Origin of the sequence: Pseudarthrobacter sp. NIBRBAC000502772 (genome assembly GCF_006517235.1) — a bacterium.
In the GTDB taxonomy this organism is placed as follows: Bacteria; Actinomycetota; Actinomycetes; order Actinomycetales; family Micrococcaceae; genus Arthrobacter.
The window spans coordinates 3,183,663-3,200,074 of sequence record NZ_CP041188.1 but is presented as its reverse complement, the minus strand read 5'-3'; the positions used below and the strand labels follow the sequence as shown (position 1 = coordinate 3,200,074).

At 65.0% G+C, this 16,412-nt stretch carries 17 protein-coding genes; 9 read left to right on the top strand and 8 right to left on the bottom strand.

Features of this window, described 5'->3' with window-relative positions; genetic code table 11:
* Positions 1 to 23: 23 nt before the first annotated feature.
* The 3 genes from NIBR502772_RS14730 to NIBR502772_RS14720 all read right to left on the bottom strand — a co-directional run bounded on the left by NIBR502772_RS14730 (position 24) and on the right by NIBR502772_RS14720 (position 2,929).
* Positions 24 to 1,634 carry a SulP family inorganic anion transporter gene (locus NIBR502772_RS14730; protein WP_246848536.1) on the bottom strand — a complete coding sequence of 537 codons (1,611 nt, stop codon included), beginning with the start codon at positions 1,632 to 1,634 and terminating at the stop codon, positions 24 to 26.
* A 107-nt stretch (positions 1,635 to 1,741) separates the two neighbouring features.
* Positions 1,742 to 2,446 (bottom strand): endonuclease/exonuclease/phosphatase family protein, encoded by a 705-nt coding sequence (locus tag NIBR502772_RS14725; protein ID WP_104060881.1) that lies wholly within the window; start codon positions 2,444 to 2,446, stop codon positions 1,742 to 1,744.
* Positions 2,447 to 2,539: 93 nt separating this feature from the next.
* The gene (locus tag NIBR502772_RS14720; RefSeq protein WP_141140761.1) at positions 2,540 to 2,929 is read right to left on the bottom strand and encodes a DUF2177 family protein; all 390 of its coding nucleotides are present in this window, start codon (positions 2,927 to 2,929) and stop codon (positions 2,540 to 2,542) included.
* On the opposite strand from NIBR502772_RS14720, the gene NIBR502772_RS14715 reads away from it, so the two are divergent.
* On the top strand, positions 2,922 to 3,713 hold the full coding sequence (locus NIBR502772_RS14715) for a biotin/lipoate A/B protein ligase family protein (RefSeq protein ID WP_371706679.1): 792 nt from the start codon (positions 2,922 to 2,924) through the stop codon (positions 3,711 to 3,713). The genes NIBR502772_RS14720 and NIBR502772_RS14715 overlap by 8 nt on opposite strands.
* A 50-nt stretch (positions 3,714 to 3,763) precedes the next feature.
* Here the strand turns inward: NIBR502772_RS14715 and NIBR502772_RS14710 are convergent, their stop codons facing one another.
* The 3 genes from NIBR502772_RS14710 to NIBR502772_RS14700 form a co-directional block, all read right to left on the bottom strand.
* Positions 3,764 to 4,405 (bottom strand): MBL fold metallo-hydrolase, encoded by a 642-nt coding sequence (locus tag NIBR502772_RS14710; protein WP_141140760.1) that lies wholly within the window; start codon positions 4,403 to 4,405, stop codon positions 3,764 to 3,766.
* Entirely contained in the window at positions 4,402 to 5,487 is a 1,086-nt protein-coding gene (locus NIBR502772_RS14705; protein ID WP_141140759.1) for an S-(hydroxymethyl)mycothiol dehydrogenase, read from the bottom strand. The genes NIBR502772_RS14710 and NIBR502772_RS14705 overlap by 4 nt, the downstream gene beginning before the upstream one ends.
* Positions 5,488 to 5,570: 83 nt before the next feature.
* Complete coding sequence (locus NIBR502772_RS14700) at positions 5,571 to 5,828, bottom strand: mycoredoxin (protein WP_056340387.1); 258 nt, start codon at positions 5,826 to 5,828, stop codon at positions 5,571 to 5,573.
* A gap of 147 nt (positions 5,829 to 5,975) precedes the next feature.
* On the opposite strand from NIBR502772_RS14700, the gene NIBR502772_RS14695 reads away from it, so the two are divergent.
* A complete protein-coding gene (locus NIBR502772_RS14695) occupies positions 5,976 to 6,707 on the top strand; it encodes an SOS response-associated peptidase (RefSeq protein WP_246848809.1) in 732 nt (243 codons plus the stop codon).
* A gap of 25 nt (positions 6,708 to 6,732) precedes the next feature.
* Here the strand turns inward: NIBR502772_RS14695 and NIBR502772_RS14690 are convergent, their stop codons facing one another.
* Positions 6,733 to 7,155: a VOC family protein gene (locus NIBR502772_RS14690; protein ID WP_058932327.1), complete on the bottom strand. Its 423-nt coding sequence runs from the start codon at positions 7,153 to 7,155 to the stop codon at positions 6,733 to 6,735.
* Positions 7,156 to 7,174: 19 nt separating this feature from the next.
* On the opposite strand from NIBR502772_RS14690, the gene NIBR502772_RS14685 reads away from it, so the two are divergent.
* The gene (locus NIBR502772_RS14685; RefSeq protein ID WP_141140757.1) at positions 7,175 to 7,495 is read left to right on the top strand and encodes a chorismate mutase; all 321 of its coding nucleotides are present in this window, start codon (positions 7,175 to 7,177) and stop codon (positions 7,493 to 7,495) included.
* Between the two features lie 55 nt (positions 7,496 to 7,550).
* On the opposite strand, the gene NIBR502772_RS14680 is transcribed toward NIBR502772_RS14685, so the two are convergent.
* On the bottom strand, positions 7,551 to 7,940 hold the full coding sequence (locus NIBR502772_RS14680) for a hypothetical protein (protein ID WP_056340376.1): 390 nt from the start codon (positions 7,938 to 7,940) through the stop codon (positions 7,551 to 7,553).
* A 154-nt stretch (positions 7,941 to 8,094) separates the two neighbouring features.
* On the opposite strand from NIBR502772_RS14680, the gene NIBR502772_RS14675 reads away from it, so the two are divergent.
* The 6 genes from NIBR502772_RS14675 to pdxS all read left to right on the top strand — a co-directional run bounded on the left by NIBR502772_RS14675 (position 8,095) and on the right by pdxS (position 16,330).
* Positions 8,095 to 8,430 (top strand): DUF6504 family protein, encoded by a 336-nt coding sequence (locus NIBR502772_RS14675; RefSeq protein ID WP_104060764.1) that lies wholly within the window; start codon positions 8,095 to 8,097, stop codon positions 8,428 to 8,430.
* Positions 8,427 to 11,915 carry a DNA polymerase III subunit alpha gene (locus tag NIBR502772_RS14670; protein WP_141140756.1) on the top strand — a complete coding sequence of 1,163 codons (3,489 nt, stop codon included), beginning with the start codon at positions 8,427 to 8,429 and terminating at the stop codon, positions 11,913 to 11,915. The genes NIBR502772_RS14675 and NIBR502772_RS14670 overlap by 4 nt, the downstream gene beginning before the upstream one ends.
* 116 nt (positions 11,916 to 12,031) lie before the next feature.
* Complete coding sequence (thrS, locus tag NIBR502772_RS14665) at positions 12,032 to 14,041, top strand: threonine--tRNA ligase (protein WP_104060762.1); 2,010 nt, start codon at positions 12,032 to 12,034, stop codon at positions 14,039 to 14,041.
* 20 nt (positions 14,042 to 14,061) lie between these two features.
* Positions 14,062 to 14,649, top strand: coding sequence for an HIT domain-containing protein (locus tag NIBR502772_RS14660; RefSeq protein ID WP_141140755.1), 588 nt, complete (start codon positions 14,062 to 14,064; stop codon positions 14,647 to 14,649).
* Entirely contained in the window at positions 14,639 to 15,262 is a 624-nt protein-coding gene (gene pgsA / locus NIBR502772_RS14655; RefSeq protein WP_141140754.1) for a phosphatidylinositol phosphate synthase, read from the top strand. The genes NIBR502772_RS14660 and pgsA overlap by 11 nt, the downstream gene beginning before the upstream one ends.
* A gap of 141 nt (positions 15,263 to 15,403) precedes the next feature.
* On the top strand, positions 15,404 to 16,330 hold the full coding sequence (pdxS, locus tag NIBR502772_RS14650) for a pyridoxal 5'-phosphate synthase lyase subunit PdxS (protein WP_141140753.1): 927 nt from the start codon (positions 15,404 to 15,406) through the stop codon (positions 16,328 to 16,330).
* The last annotated feature ends 82 nt before the right edge of the window (positions 16,331 to 16,412 follow it).

The window sequence follows — 16,412 nt, the reverse complement described above, 5'->3', positions numbered from 1 at the left end:
CTGTGGCTACCCGACCTGTGTGACTATTCGGCGCCGGTAATGCTTTTGTAGCTGTGTACCGCATTGCGCAGAGTGGGGAAGAAATGGTCTTCTGTGAACCGTGCGCTCGCCCCGAACCGGATCAGGCGGTCCTTGATCGGTCCCTTCATTTCTGCGAAGACCAAGCTGATACCGTCCTGCGCCAGTTCATCGTCGAGCTGAATGAGCTCATCCAGCGCTGTCGTATCAAGGCCTGTGATCGGCTCGGCTGCCACAATGACCCATTTCACCGGCCAGGGCGCAGCGTCCACCAGGCCGTGGATGTGCTCGGCGAACACTTCCCCGTTGGCAAAGAACAACGGTGCATCGAAACGGGCAATCACCAGGCCCTCCACCCGCCGGCCTTCGGGATGCCGGTCCAGGTCATGGAAGCCCGGAACGTCCGCCACGCTGGCCAGCTCAGTGCGGTAGGGATCCCAGGCGCGCTGGACAAAGGCCAGAAGGGACAGTCCAATGGCCACGGCAATTCCCGGTAGGACCCCTACAAAGGCGACGCCGAGGAATGTAACCACCAGGAGGAGGGCCTCCAGCCGGCTCATCCTGACGAGGCGCACGAGCGTTCGCACGTCAACCAGCGAAGACGCCGCCACGATCACCACGGCGGCGAGCGTGGCGGTGGGAAGGAAAGCCGTCACCCCCGGTGCGGCGACCATAAAAAGGACCACGAGCAAGGCTGCCACCACACCGCTGAGCTGCGTCTTCGCCCCGGCGTCGAGCACAATCGGGGTGCGGGAGGAACTTCCGCTCACCGGAAAGCCGCCCAGCACCCCGGTTGCCACGTTGGCGATGCCCAAGGCCCCCATTTCCTCATTGCCGTTGACCCTCGCTCCGCGGCGCGCTGCGAGGCTCTTGGACAAGGTGGAGGTGTCCGCAAAAGCAATCAGCGCGATGCCTGCTGCAGGGCCCACGAGCGACAGGACCTCGTCCATGCCGATGCCGCCCAGCGCGGGCGCCGGGAGCCCTTGCGGCAGTGCGCCCACCATGGGCAGCTGTCCGGCCAGGCCCAGGGCGGCCACAACGGCGATGGAACCTGCCACGGCAAACAACACGCTGGGCACCTGCCACGGAAGAAAGCGCCCGGCAATAATGACAGCAAGGCTGCCTGCGCCCACAGCTAGCGCGACGGGATTGATACCGCCGCTGAGGACGGCGTCCGCCAGGGACGTGAGGCGCTCAAAGAGGCCATCGGCCGAGACATCTATCCCCAGCAGCCGCGGAAGCTGACTGACGGTCACCGCCAACGCGATGCCGTTCAGGTATCCGACGCGAATGGGCCGGGACAGCAATCCCGTCACAAACCCCAACTTGAGGACCCTGCCCGCGATCAGGAAAAGGCCGATCAGGATGGCCAGCACGCCGGCCATGGTCACCGCCTTCTCCGGATCCTGCCCGGCCAGCGGAAGGATGGCGGCCGCGATCATGGGGGCCAGCGCCGAGTCCGGCCCCACAATGACAACCCGGGATGGCCCGAACACGGCATAGAAGATCATGGGCACCACGGAGGCGTACAGCCCGTTCACTGCAGGAAGCCCGCTGGCCTCGGCGTACGCCATCCCTGCCGGCACCAGGGCTGCACTCAAGACGGCACCGGCCACCAGGTCCGCCTTCAGCCACGACCGTTTGTAACTACGAGCTACACCGACGCCCGGTAGCGCTTTCTTGATCCAGTCGTGCGGCACTCGGGCCTCCAAATTGGTGAAAATCAGGACGCGGGGGGCTCCTGGAACGGCGTCGAATCCTGGCCGTATTCGGCGGTCACCAGGATCGGCAGGTGGTCGGAGGCGCCGCGGGGCAGGGTTTCCACATTCTCGATGTTCAGTCCCAGGGACGTGGCAAAGTCGAAGTGGCCCTTGAATACTTTGTAGCGGGTGTAGGTCCTGCGGTCGCTGAGGGAGAGTTCGTAGCCGGTGTTCTTCATGTGTTCGTTGAGGTTCTTGGTGAAGAAGGGGTAGTTGAAGTCACCCACCATCAGAGTCATAAGGCCGGTGCCCATACCCAGGAGTTCCGCGTGGGCCGCGTGGATCTGGTTGCGCCGCAGCGAGTTGGTGGCGGTCAGCGGAGCGGCGTGGAACGAGGCGATAACCAGTTCGTGATCGGTCTCGTTGTCCCGCACGCGCGTGCCGATGAGGCGCTCATGGGCGGGCGCCAGGACCATGTCGTGCAGGGACTTTTTGAGCGCGAAGGTCTTGGTGCCGTGGGCCGTGAACCGGTCAGGCCGGTAGTAAATGGCCAGCCCAAGGCGGTTGCCCTTGGTGGAGTCGGCGAGCTGCAACGGACCCAGCGTGTCCGGCAAGTCCGAGGTGTCACACTCCTGGAGGCACAGGGCATCGACGCCGAAGTTCTGGGCAAGATCAACCAGTTCCCCACTGGCCTGGTGCTTGCGGAGGTTGTAGCTAATGACGCGTATCAGTGGAATACCTCTTCTGAGGAGTAGCGGGTGGACCCAGTTCCTGAGTTTAGCCACCCGATGGGGGACGGTGCAGCAATACACCGCTGGATGTCAGGTGGCGCGGAACACCAGCCAGCCGGCGAGGGTGGACAATCCGGTCAGGGCGGCACCCCACAGGATGTCCACAACAATGAGCTGCAGCGGCCACGTCTTGAGCGTGGCGGCATTCGTCAGGTCATACGTCGCGTAGGCAAAGGCGCCCAGAGCGGCCCCATAGCCGACGGCGGTCAGCCAGCTGCCGCCGTCGAGCGCCGGCCGCAGCGCAAAGAAGACAATCGCCGCTATGTACATGACATAGAAAGCCACGGCGTAACCTAAGTGTGGCTTGTCTGCGAGCAGGTCACCGATGTGGCTGCGGTAGAACGGGTTCATGAGCTTGAGCCAGACGGCGTCGATGACCGCGAACGCAGCCGCGACGACAAGGAATTGCAAAATGACCATAAGGGAGCTTAGCAATATGCAGGACGCCGAAGCGGGACTCCGGACGCTCACCGTGGTGCGGCAGGATCATTCCCTCGGCGCCGCACGTGACCTGGAATTCGGCCTCGAACTGCTGACCCAGGCGAAGACCGGCAGGATCGGCCCCACGCTACGGCTGTACCGGCCCGCGCCGACTGTTGCCTTCGGTCAGCGGGATACCCGCCTGCCCGGCTTCGACGCGGCCGCCCGGGCCTGCCGCGAGCACGGATTTGAACCCCTGGTGCGGAAGGCGGGCGGACGCGCCGCCGCCTACCACGAGGGCACGCTGGTGGTGGACCATGTGATGCCCCATGCGGACGCCATTGCCGGTTCCAAGGGCCGGTTCAGCTTCTTTGGTGAGCTGCTGGCGCAGTCCCTGCGGGACGTCGGTGTGCAGGCAGCGGTTGGCGAAATTCCGGGGGAGTACTGCCCTGGGGAGTTCAGCGTTCACGGCACCCACCCGGCAGACCCGGCGCACCGGATCAAGCTCGTGGGCACAGCGCAGCGCGTGGTGAGCGGCGGGTGGCTGTTCAGTTCCGTGATCGTGGTGGAAAATTCCGCCCCCATCCGCAGCGTCCTGACGGACAGCTATGCAGCCCTGGGCCTGGATTGGGACCCGGCCACCGCCGGCGCGGCCAACGATCTGGTGCCTGGCCTCACGGTCCAGGATGTTGAGGACGCCGTTATTGCCGCGTACGCCGGCCACGCCTCCCTCCAGCATGCCGACTTCAGCAGCTATGCAGGTTTGGATACTCGGGAGGCGTAGCCCGCGCTTGCCGGGCCGGCTGGCCCGGTTTCAGGCCGGCCGGGGCCCCTTTAGTGGCCCCGGGCGATCCATTCGTCCAGGTGCGGGGCTTCGGCCCCGATGGTGGTGCTGGCGCCGTGGCCGGTCCGGACCACCGTTTCGGCCGGGAGCGGCAGCAGCCACGTCCGGATCGACTCGATGATGGTGGGGAAGTCGCTGTAGGACCTGCCCGTGGCGCCGGGGCCGCCCTGGAACAGGGTGTCGCCGCTGAAGAGCGAGCCCTCGCCGTCGGGTCCGTCAGCTAGGTGGAAGGACACCGAGCCGGGCGAGTGACCGGGGGTGTGCAGGGCCGTCAGGCTGACCCCCGCCACTTCAATGACGTCGCCGTGCTTGATGGCGACGTCGGGTTCCACATCCGGGTAGACGTTCCGCCAAAGCATCCAGTCTTCCCGGTGGAGGTGGATCGGTGCCTGGACGAGGTCCCAGAAGTCAGCTACTGAACGGATGTGGTCGTCGTGGCCGTGGGTCAGCAGGATCGCCTTGAGCTTCCGGCCACCGACGGCCGCGGCTACGGCCTTGGCATCGTGCGCGGGGTCGATCACCACGCATTCCTCCTCGTTGCCCACGATCCAGACGTTGTTGTCCACATCCCAGGTACCGCCGTCGAGCGAGAACGTTCCGGACGTGACGAGACGATCGATCCGGACGCTCACAGTTCCACCACCGAACGCAGCACGGAACCGGAGTGCATCTTCTCGAACGCTTCCTCCACCTGGTCGATGGTGATCCGCTCGGTCACGAAGGCATCCAGGTCCAGCTTGCCCTGCTTGTAGAGGCTGATCAGCATGGGGAAGTCCCGGGACGGCAGGCAGTCGCCGTACCAGGAGGACTTCAGCGAGCCGCCGCGGCCGAAGACGTCCAACAGGGGCAGCTCCAGGGTCATCTCCGGCGTCGGGACGCCCACCAGCACCACGGTGCCGGCGAGGTCGCGGGCGTAGAACGCCTGCTTGTACGTTTCGGGGCGCCCGACGGCGTCAATCACCACGTCAGCGCCGAAGCCGCCGGTGAGTTCCCGGATTTTCTCGACAGGGTCCGTTGCGGAGGAGTCCACGGTGTGGGTGGCGCCGAGGCCCTTGGCACGGTCCAGCTTTTTCGCGTCGATGTCGACGGCGATGATGGTGGTTGCGCCGGCGAGCGCGGCGCCGGCGATGGCGGCCACGCCCACACCGCCGCAGCCGATGACGGCGACCGTATCACCGCGCTTGACGCCCCCGGTGTTGATGGCGGCGCCCAGTCCGGCCATGACGCCGCAGCCGAGCAGGCCGATGGCGGCAGCATCGGCGTCGGGATCCACCTTGGTGCACTGGCCGGCGGCAACGAGGGTCTTTTCGATGAATGCGCCGATGCCCAGGGCGGCGGAGAGTTCGGTGCCGTCCTCGAGCGTCATCTTCTGGGTGGCGTTGTGGGTGTTGAAGCAGTACTGTGCCTGGCCGCGGTTGCACGCACGGCAGTTGCCGCAGACGGCCCGCCAGTTCAGCACCACGCGGTCGCCCGGGGCGACGTTCGTGACGTCCGGGCCCACGGCGCTGACCACTCCGGTGGCCTCATGGCCCAGGAGGAAGGGGAAGTCATCGCTGATGCTGCCCAGTTTGTAGTGCAGGTCGGTGTGGCAGACGCCGCTGGTGAGGATGTCCACCAGAGCCTCGCCCGGGCCCGGTTCCGGGACCAGGATGGTCTCCAGAGTGACCGGGGCCCCTTTGGAGCGGGCTACGACACCTTTGACTTTATGGACCACGAAAGGCTCCCTCAATGCAGATAGACAGAACGGGACCAACACGGATGTTGGTCCCGTTCTGTCTACCACACGAGCTGGCGTGGTCAGGCTGCGAGGCGGCTCTTTACCTCGGCAGCGGAAGGGTTGGTGGCGGCGGTGCCGTCCGGGAAGAGCACGGTGGGGACGGTGCGGTTGCCGCCGTTGAGCTTCTCCACGAGGTCGGCTGTGCCCTCCACTTCTTCGATGTTGATTTCCGTGTAGCCGATGCCCTGCGCGTCCAGCTGCTTCTTCAGCCGGTTGCAGTAGCCGCACCAGGTGGTGGAAAACATGGTGATGGTGCCGTTCTCGGGGGTAAAGTCCACGGAGCTCTCCTGAAATCGTTGAGGGGGTTCGTTCCCGTCAACGGTAACCCGAGGCGGGCTATTCCCTGAGCCAGCCCGGCGGATGCGGTGCCGGATGACAGTACATAACGCTGATGGCATGCTGGAGCCATGTGTGGACGCTATGTGATGGCACGGGCCGTGGGTGACTTGCTGGCCGACTTTGATGCCCAGCTGGAGGAGGAAGTGCACCTTCCGCCGTCATGGAACGTGGCACCGACCGACCCCGTGCCGATCGTCCTGGAACGGCTGATCGACGACGGCCCTGTGCGGCAGCTGCATGTTGCCCGCTGGGGCCTGGTGCCGTCCTGGGCGAAGGATCCTGGTATCGGCCCCAAGATGATCAACGCGCGGAGCGAGACGGTGCTGGAGAAGCCGGCCTTCCGCAAGGCCGTGAAGTCACGTCGTTGCGCTGTCCCGGCGGACGGGTACTACGAATGGAAGCAGGGCACCGGCAAAGCCAAGCAGCCCTACTACGTCCATCCAGGCAAAGGCAGCGGGCTGGTGTTCGCGGGCCTGTATGAGTGGTGGAAGGATCCGTCCAAGGCCGAGGGTGATCCCGGGCGGTGGATGCTCTCCACATCCATCCTGACGGCGGACACCCCGCCGCCCGGTGCCGAGTCCACAATTTTCGGCAAGCTCACCGCCCTGCACGACCGCGTGCCGCTGCCCATGGACCGGGCCACCATGGCGTCGTGGATCGACCCGCAGATCGACGACGCCGCCTTTCTGGTGGACCTGGTCCGCGCCCATGTGAAGGACGTCGCGGCCGACTGGCACGTGGATTCCGTTGGCACCGAGGTAGGCAACGTACGCAACAACTCCCCGGAACTGATCCGGCCGGTGGAAGCCTTGTTCTAAACCGGCACTCGGGCGGGACATGCCCCTAAACGGTGACCTTGCCGGCGTCGTCCACTGTCCACGTGGGGTTGTAGGCAACTTCCCAGCGGAAGCCGTCCGGATCGGCGAAATAGCCGCTGTACCCGCCCCAGGGCTGGGTGACCGGCGCGGCGACGATAGTGGCCCCGGCCGATGCCGCTTCCGCCATGACCCGGTCCACCGCCTCGGTGCTGGGCAGGTTGTGGCTGAGCGTGATGCAGGGGACCGGGCCGGGGACACCTACCCCCGCCTCGGCGTGCATCTGCGCGGCGTCCCACAGGGAAAGGATGAGGCCATGGTTGACCTGGATGAACACCACATCACCGGGAAACTCGCGGTGGACAGGCCAACCGAGGCCCTCCGCGTAGAACCGGCGGGAGGCGTCAACACTGCGAACGCCTAGTGAGATGAAGTCGACTCTGGGCTGCATGCTTCGATACTGTCAGAAGATGGCAACAATTCAAGGAAACGATAGGGACGCTTTGGCCGACAAAGAACAGCTCGCTGCTGTTCGGATTGCGGTAGACGAAGTTGACGAGCAGATTGTCACCCTCATTGCGCGGCGTGAACGCCTGATCCGGATCGCCGGAACACTGAAGGGGGACGACGCTGAAGTCCGCGCCCCCGGCCGGGTGGAACGAGTGATCGAGCATGTCCGGGCCGCCGCGGAAAAGAAGGACATTGATCCGGACATTGTGGAATCAACTTACCGGGCCATGATCTCGGGGTTCATCAAACTCGAAATGAAGGTCCACAGAGAAAGCAGCTGACGCTGCCGCAGGTGCTGTCCGGACACGCTTCCGGCAGCACCTGCCCCGGTGTTCCCTAGAGCGCTTCGTCGACGGCGACGCCCGACTGGAACTCCCTGCCGTCAGCCTCGCTGAAGGCCGACATGATGTGGCCCTTGCCCAGGCCATGGACGGCCGCGACGGGGAAGTTGCCGGTGATGGTGCTGCCCGAGTGCGTCACGCCGCCAAGATCATAGTTTTCCTCGGCGCTCTGGTCATGGCTGAACGAGTAGAAGGCAATGGCCTCCCCGTTCATGAACTCAATGCCCAAGCGTCTTTGCGATGAGTAATCAGGGCTCGCCGCCACCAGTCCCACTACGTACGCACCTGCCCCCGGTATGTTGCCGTCGATATCAAAGGTTGCCACGAGCTTTTCGTCCTGGGCCTTGATGCTTACGTGCTTGAGGAGTGCGTCATTGGTGCTCATGCCACAATCCTGCCTCCCTGCTGCCCGTCCGTCCACCCCTGTCTAGGTTTTGTCGGAGCGTCGTCGTAGACTCAAGGTATTCGAACATGTATTCGAATACCTTGCTTTTGCATCAGCATTTTGCATCAGCTCCGTTCAGTTCCGGGAGGCGCCCATGGGTATGTTCAGCGAGTCCGTGGACGTTGTCTGCACCCCCGCCGGCCAGCCGCTGAACCTCCAGTGGGCCGGACGGCACTACACGGTGTGCGCCGAGCCCGTCCGGTGGTATGAACGCCGGCAGTGGTGGGCCGAGGAACGCCGTGCGCCGCTCGGCAGCGGGCCGGGGCTGGTGGACCACGAAATCTGGCGCGTCCAAGTGCAGGCGGACCCGCGGGGTGCCGGCCCCCGGGATGCAGGAGAGCCGCTCACCCTGGACCTGAGCCGGCATACCGGCAGCGGCCGCTGGAGGCTCCTGCGGATCCACGACGCCCTCCGGCCACAAACAGCATGAGCTTCTCCCACCTTCACGTTTCCACGGCCTTCAGCGCACACTATGGCGTTGCCTGGCCCGACGAACTGGCCCAGGTTGCCGCCGCGGACGGCGCAACCGCGCTCGCCTGCACGGACCGGGACGGCCTCTACGGCACCATCAAACACCTCAAAGCCTGCATGGAAGCCGGCATCGACCCCATCGTGGGGGTGGACCTTGCGGTTTTCGACGACGACGGCGACCACCGCACCCAGCTCGCCGGCAGGGTAGTGGTACTCGCCCGCGGCCACAACAACGGGGCGGGCTACCGCGCACTGTGCCGGCTGGTGTCCGATGCCCATGCCCGCACCTCCGGCAAAGCCGGGGGAGCGGTGCCCGTGGCGGTCACCCGCGCCGAACTCGCCTCCCGCACGCTCGACCCCAAAACCCTGAAACCGGTCCTGACGGTCCTGATCGGCCCGGATTCCGACGTCGGACGGGCCATGAGCGGCCGCCGCTACCTCCGTCCGCGCACCCTTTTCAAAAGCTGGCTGGACGCCATGCCCCCAAGAACCCTGGTGGCGGAAGTCGTTTCCCAGCTCACTGCCCCCGGAGCGCCCCTGAGCACCGCCCACGCAGTACGAATGCTCAAACTCGCGGAAGAACACCACGTACCGGCCGTGCTCACCAACGCCGTCCGCTACTGCGCAGAGGACGGCGCCGCCACAGCTGACGTGCTCGACTCCGCCCGGACGCTGAAGTCACTCCCCGAACTCGCGGCCGAACCGCTGCTCCAGCCCAACGGGCAGGCCTGGCTCAAATCCTCAGCCCAGATGCTTCAGCTCGGCAAGGAAATCATCCGCGCCGCAGGGTATGGCGCAGCGGACCTCAAACAGCTGATGGCACAGACCGAGGCGCTCGCCGACTTCTGCCGGATTGACCCGGTGACTGACATGGGCTGGAAGCAGCCGGTGGTCCCCGAGGCATCGGTCATAGGCATCAGCCAGGACCCGCACGATGAACTGGTGCAGCGCTGTGAGGCCGGGATCAGCAGGCGGTTCCCCGGAATATCAGGCTCAGCCCACAAGGACATGCGCTCGCGGCTGGAGCACGAGCTGGGAATCATCAGGAACCTCGGGTTTTCCTCCTATTTCCTCACGGTCGCGGAGGTCTCCCGGATGATCATGGACATGGGGGTCAGGGCAGCCGCCCGTGGTTCCGGGGCCTCCAGCCTGGTCAACTACCTGATTGATGTCAGCCAGGTGGACCCCCTGCAACACGACCTGATCTTCGAACGCTTCCTGTCCCGGGACCGGGCCACGCTGCCGGACATCGACATCGACGTCGAAAGCGCCGAACGGCACAACGTGTACCGACGGATCTTTGACCGCTTCGGTTCCGAGCGCGTCACGCTGATGAGCATGCAGAACGGGTACCGCGCACGCGGTGCAGTCCGCGACGCCGGGATGGCCCTGGGGATGGACGATGACGACGTCGGTGAGATCGCCAAGCAGCTGTGGCGTTTTTCGGCCCGGAAATTCCGTGAGGCACTGGTTGAGAAACCTGAGCTGCGGGAGTTCGCCGGCCGGGTGGAACAACGGGACTTCGCCGAAAACCAGCAGCTTGACCTGCTGGTGGACCTCACGGAACGGCTGGACCGGCTGCCCCGCCATATCTCCATGCATCCTTGCGGGGTGATCCTGGGCGATGCCACGCTGCTTGACCGGACCCCGGTGCAGCCCAGCGGGCTGGGGCTGCCCATGAGCCAGTTCGATAAACACGACATGGATCCCATGGGCATGCTCAAGCTTGATGTCCTGGGGGTCAGGATGCAGAGCGCCATGGCGTTTGCCGTCCGGGAAGTCATCCGGATCCATCCTTCCAAAGCGGAAGTGGTGGCGGCAGGGGCCCACCCTGCAGGTCCTGACGGGACCGGGCCGGACTACATCGCCGAGAACGGCCACATCGACCTCAACGCCGTGCCGCTGGATGATGAACCAACCTACGAACTGATCCGCAGCACCCACACCCTGGGCTGCTTCCAGATCGAGTCACCCGGCCAGCGTGAACTGATCGGCAAGCTGGCGCCGCGTGAGTTCAATGACCTCATCATCGACATTTCGCTGTTCCGGCCCGGCCCCATGAAATCGGACATGGTGCGGCCCTTCCTGGAGCACCGGCACGGCTTCGCACCGGAGGTCTACCCGCACCCCGACCTGAAACCCGTGCTGCAGGAAACCCATGGCGTCACTGTCTTCCATGAACAGATCCTGAAAACCTTCCACGTGATGACCGGCTGCGGCCTGGCGCGCGCGGATGAGTTCCGCCGGGCGCTCGGCAACGAGGTCCACGAGCTGAAAGTGGAAGAGTTCTTCCGCAGGGAAGCCCGGATCAAGGGGTACACCCCGGAAGTGGTGGACAAGGTCTGGGGGACCCTGAAAGCCTTTGGCAGCTTCGGCTTCTGCAAGGCGCACGGTGCGGCATTTGCCGTTCCCACCTACCAGTCCGCCTGGCTCAAGACGCACCACCCCGAGGCTTTCCTGGCCGGGCTGTGGGAACACGATCCCGGCATGTACCCCAAACGGCTGCTGGTTGCCGAGGCCCGCAGGCTGGGCATCCCCATCCTGCCGCTGGACATCAACCGCAGCCATGCCGAGTACCGGGTGGAACGGGTGACGGACGGGCCGGACGCCGGCAAGCTGGGGATCCGGCTGAGCCTTAACGGCATCTACGGCCTGTCCGGGACCGAGCTCAAGCGGATTGTCGCCGGCCAGCCCTACGACTCCCTGGCTGACCTCCGTGCCCGGTCCAGGCTGAGCAAGCCAAGCATCAAAAGGCTCGCCCAGCTGGGTGCCTTTGACTCCCTGCACCGTGAATCGGGAGGCGCCGCCAACCGCGCGGACCTCGTCCAGCACCTGCAGCAGCTCCAGGCCGCGGGCGGTACCCGGAAGGGCCTCGACATCATGGACGGGCAGCTGTCCCTGCCGCTGGGGGATGTGGAGCTGCGGAACGTCAAGCCCGGGCTTCCCGCGCCCACCCTGGTGGAAAACGTCCGGGCAGAACTGGACCTGATGGCCATTGATGTCAGCGGGCACCTGATGGACAGCCACCGGCCCATGCTGGACCGGCTGGGGGTCACCACTGCAGACAAACTGTTGAGCCTGCGCAACGGCACCGAGGTGCTGGTGGCCGGGGTGCGCATCGCCACCCAGACACCGCCCATGCGCGGCGGCCGGCGGGTGGTGTTCATCAGCATCGACGACGGCACCGGCTGCGTCGACTCCGTGTTCTTCCATGAAGCCCAGGAACAGGCGGGGCTGCTGCTGTTCGGCACCAGGCTGCTGCTGATCCGGGGCACCACCCGGCGGACAGGTCCCCGGGGAATCAGCCTGAGCGCCAGCATGGCCTGGGACCTGAGCCGGGTGGAATCCCTGCCGTTCGCGGCGGATCGGGTGGAGAGCACCGATGTGCCGCATCCTTTGGACGGGATCAGCCGAAGCCTGGCGATTACCGGAATGGGCGGCTGAGCGGCCGCGGGTCCCGTTGGTCGGCCTCCCGGGAAACCGATAGCATTGACGATGGCTGGCTGTGGTCCCCGTACGCCGCAAGCTATGAAGCCTAAAACTTTGAATAGGAGACACCCGTGTCAGATGCCCAGCAGATCACCCTCATCGTCGATGGCGAAGAGACCAAGGTGACTACCGGGACAACCGGTGCGGAACTCTTCTTTGAGCGCCGCGACGTTGTTGTTGCCCGCGTCAACGGCGAGCTGAAGGACCTGGACCAGGAGCTGCCCGAGGGCGCCGAGATCGAGGGCGTCACCATCGATTCCCCGGACGGCCTGGACGTCCTCCGCCACTCCACCGCCCACGTCATGGCCCAGGCCGTGCAGCAGCTGCGCCCGGACGCCAAGCTGGGCATCGGCCCGTACATCACCGACGGCTTCTACTTCGACTTCGACGTCGCTGAACCGTTCACCCCCGAGGACCTCAAGACCCTCGAGAAGATGATGCTCAAGATCGTCAACCAGAACCAGAAGTTCGTCCGCCGCGTGGTCAGCGAGGACGAGGCCCGCGAGGCCATGAAGAACGAGCCCTACAAGCTCGAACTCCTGGGCAAGAAGAACAACGCCGCCGAAGCCGGCGAGGGCGTCAACGTCGAGGTCGGCGCCGGCGACATCACCATCTACAACAATGTCGAGCGCAAAGAGGGCACCACGGTCTGGTGCGACCTCTGCCGCGGCCCGCACCTGCCCAACACCAAGCTCATCTCCAACGCCTTCGCCCTGACCCGGTCCTCCTCCGCGTACTGGCTGGGCAACCAGAAGAACCAGCAGCTCCAGCGCATCTACGGCACCGCCTGGCCCACCAAGGACGCGCTCAAGGCCTACCAGGAGCGCATCGCCGAGGCCGAGCGGCGCGACCACCGCAAGCTCGGCGTCGAACTTGACCTGTTCTCCTTCCCTGACGAGCTGGGCTCCGGCCTGCCGGTGTTCCACCCCAAAGGCGGCATTATCCGCAAGGAGATGGAGGACTACTCCCGCCAGCGCCACGTCGACGCCGGCTACGAGTTCGTCTACACGCCCCACATCACCAAGGGCCACCTGTACGAAGTCTCGGGCCACCTGGACTGGTACAAGGAAGGCATGTTCCCGGCCATGCATGTGGACGCGGAACTCAATGATGACGGCACCGTGCGCAAGCCCGGCCAGGACTACTACCTGAAGCCGATGAACTGCCCCATGCACAACCTGATCTTCCGCTCGCGTGGACGGTCCTACCGCGAACTGCCCCTGCGTCTCTTCGAATTCGGTTCGGTCTACCGGTACGAAAAGTCCGGCGTGGTACACGGCCTGACCCGGGTCCGTGGCATGACACAGGACGACGCCCACATCTACTGCACCCGCGAGCAGATGAAGGACGAACTCACCAAGACACTCAAGTTCGTGCTCGACCTGCTGAAGGACTACGGCCTGAACGACTTCTACCTGGAGCTGTCCACCAAGGACCCGGAGAAGTACGTCGGCGAAGACGCAGCCTGGGAAGAAGCCACCCGGACACTCGCCGAAGTGGCTGAGGAATCCGGCTTGGAACTCGTCGCGGATCCGGGCGGCGCGGCCTTCTACGGCCCGAAGATCTCCGTCCAGACCAAGGATGCACTCGGGCGAACCTGGCAGATGTCCACCATCCAGCTGGACTTCAACCTCCCGGAACGCTTCGAGCTGGAATTCCAGGCAGCTGACGGCACACGCCAGCGTCCTGTGATGATCCACCGTGCGCTCTTCGGTTCCATCGAGCGGTTCATGGGTGTCCTCACCGAGCACTACGCCGGCGCGTTCCCCGCGTGGCTTTCCCCCGTGCAGGTGGTGGGCATCCCGGTGGCCGAAACGTTCAACGAGTACATGTTCGACGTCGTTGACCAGCTCAAGGCGGCGGGCATCCGCGCAGAGGTGGATACGTCCTCGGACAGGTTCCCCAAGAAGATCCGCACCGCCAGCAAGGACAAGATCCCGTTTGTCCTGATCGCCGGCGGCGACGACGCCGAGGCGGGCGCGGTGTCCTTCCGTTTCCGTGACGGGAGCCAGGACAACGGCGTGCCGGTGGCCGAGGCCGTCAAGCGAATCACGGAAGCCGTCCGTAACCGGACCAGCTAGCGGAAACGGATAAGAACACGGTGCAGGAGAACACAGGCGCAGGCTATCCAGGGGATGCCGGCGCGACAGATGACTTTGAGCTCGCGGGCGTGCCGGATGCTTTCCAGCGCCTATGGACTCCGCACCGGATGGCCTACATCAAGGGCGGCCAGCACCAGTTCAAGAACGAGAACGACTGTCCCTTCTGCGTGGGTCCGGGCCGGACTGACGAGGAAGCCCTGATCGTCTACCGGGGCAAGACCTGTTACGTGGTTCTCAACCTGTTTCCCTACAATCCGGGGCACCTCCTGGTCTGCCCGTACCGGCATGTCCCGGACTACACGGACCTCACGGTGGAAGAAACCGCGGAATTTGCGGAGATCACCCAGACGGCCATGCGGGTCCTGCGCAAGGTGGCGAACCCGGGCGGGTTCAACCTCGGCATGAACCAGGGCGTAGTGGGCGGGGCAGGAATCGCCGCGCACCTGCACCAGCACATCGTGCCGCGCTGGGGCGGGGACGGCAACTTCTTCCCCATCATTGCCCAGACCAAGGCCATCACGCAGACCCTGGATGAAGTCCGCCAGCAGGTTGCAGAGGCCTGGCCCGGGGAGACGGATGCTGAATAGGCATGCGCGCGGGTTTTTCACCGCGCTTTTCACTCCGCTTGCGCGCTGGCTCCTGAAAATCGGTGTTTCCCCTGATGCTGTGACGGTCATCGGAACCGCCGGCGTGGTGGTGGGTGCGTTGGTCTTCTACCCCCTGGGCCAGCTCTGGTGGGGGACCCTGTTCATTACCGCGTTCATTTTCTCGGACGTGCTTGACGGCATCATGGCCCGGCTGCGGGACACCGGCGGCCGCTGGGGAAACTTCCTGGACTCCACCCTGGACAGGATCGCCGACGGCGCACTGTTCGCGGGTGTGGCCATCTGGTTCTTCACCGGGGGCGACGATTACGCCATCGCCGTCGCCGCCATGCTCTGCCTGGTTCTCGGCATGGTGGTCTCGTACGCGCGGTCCAAGGCCGAATCCCTTGGCTTCACGGCGAATGTGGGCATCGCCGAGCGCGCCGAGAGACTGGTTTCGGTGCTGGTGGTCACCGGATTTACCGGCCTGGGATTGCCCCCGGTGGTTCTTCTGGTGACGCTTGGACTCCTGGCCCTGGCCAGCCTCATCACGATCATCCAGCGCATAGCCACCGTCCACCGCCAGGCCTTTGCGGAGTCCGCAGCTTCGGATTAAGCCTGATTAAGCCCGCCGCCTGCCGTGGGACTAGTATTGTGACTGCCCGGTCAATGGATCCGGCAACCCGGTGCGTGTACTTTCGGTTTCTTGCCGCCCTCACGCCCGGCGAAGATCATCTATCTACCCATAGGGGTTTTTGTGTCTACACCTGATGTAAGCAGCGAAGCCGGTTCGTCCGCGAACAGCGTCACGGGCAGCAACCGCGTCAAGCGCGGCATGGCTGAGATGCTCAAGGGCGGCGTCATCATGGACGTCGTCAACGTTGAACAGGCCCGCATCGCCGAAGACGCCGGTGCCGTTGCAGTGATGGCGCTGGAACGCGTTCCGGCTGATATCCGTGCCCAGGGCGGTGTGTCCCGGATGTCGGACCCGGACATGATCGACAAGATCATCGCAGCCGTGTCCGTCCCGGTCATGGCCAAGGCCCGGATCGGCCACTTCGTGGAGGCCCAGGTCCTGCAGTCGTTGGGCGTGGACTACATTGACGAGTCCGAGGTCCTGACCCCGGCCGACTACGTCCACCACATCGACAAGTGGAACTTCAAGGTTCCCTTCGTCTGTGGCGCCACGAACCTTGGTGAGGCGCTGCGCCGCATCAACGAAGGCGCGGCCATGATCCGTTCCAAGGGTGAGGCCGGCACCGGCGACGTCTCCAACGCCACCGGGCACATGCGCCAGATCCGCGCCGAGATCGCCAAGCTTGCCGCCCTGCCCGAGGACGAGCTTTACGTCGCGGCCAAGGAACTGCAGGCCCCGTACGAACTGGTCAAGGAAGTTGCCGCGGCCGGCAAGCTCCCCGTGGTGCTGTTCACTGCGGGCGGCATCGCCACCCCGGCCGACGCTGCGATGATGATGCAGCTTGGCGCAGACGGCGTGTTCGTCGGTTCGGGCATCTTCAAGTCCGGCAACCCGGCCCAGCGCGCCGCTGCCGTGGTCAAGGCCACCACGTTCTTCGATGACCCGGACGTCATCGCCAAGGCCTCCCGCGGCCTCGGCGAGGCCATGGTGGGCATCAACGTCGACGAGATCCCGCAGCCGCACCGCCTCTCCGAGCGCGGCTGGTAACTCTCTTTATTGGCGCTGACGGCAGGCGCTGGGGGCGCCTGTCGGCGTCATCCTTGGCGCGCTATTCCCCGCGCGTTGTTGG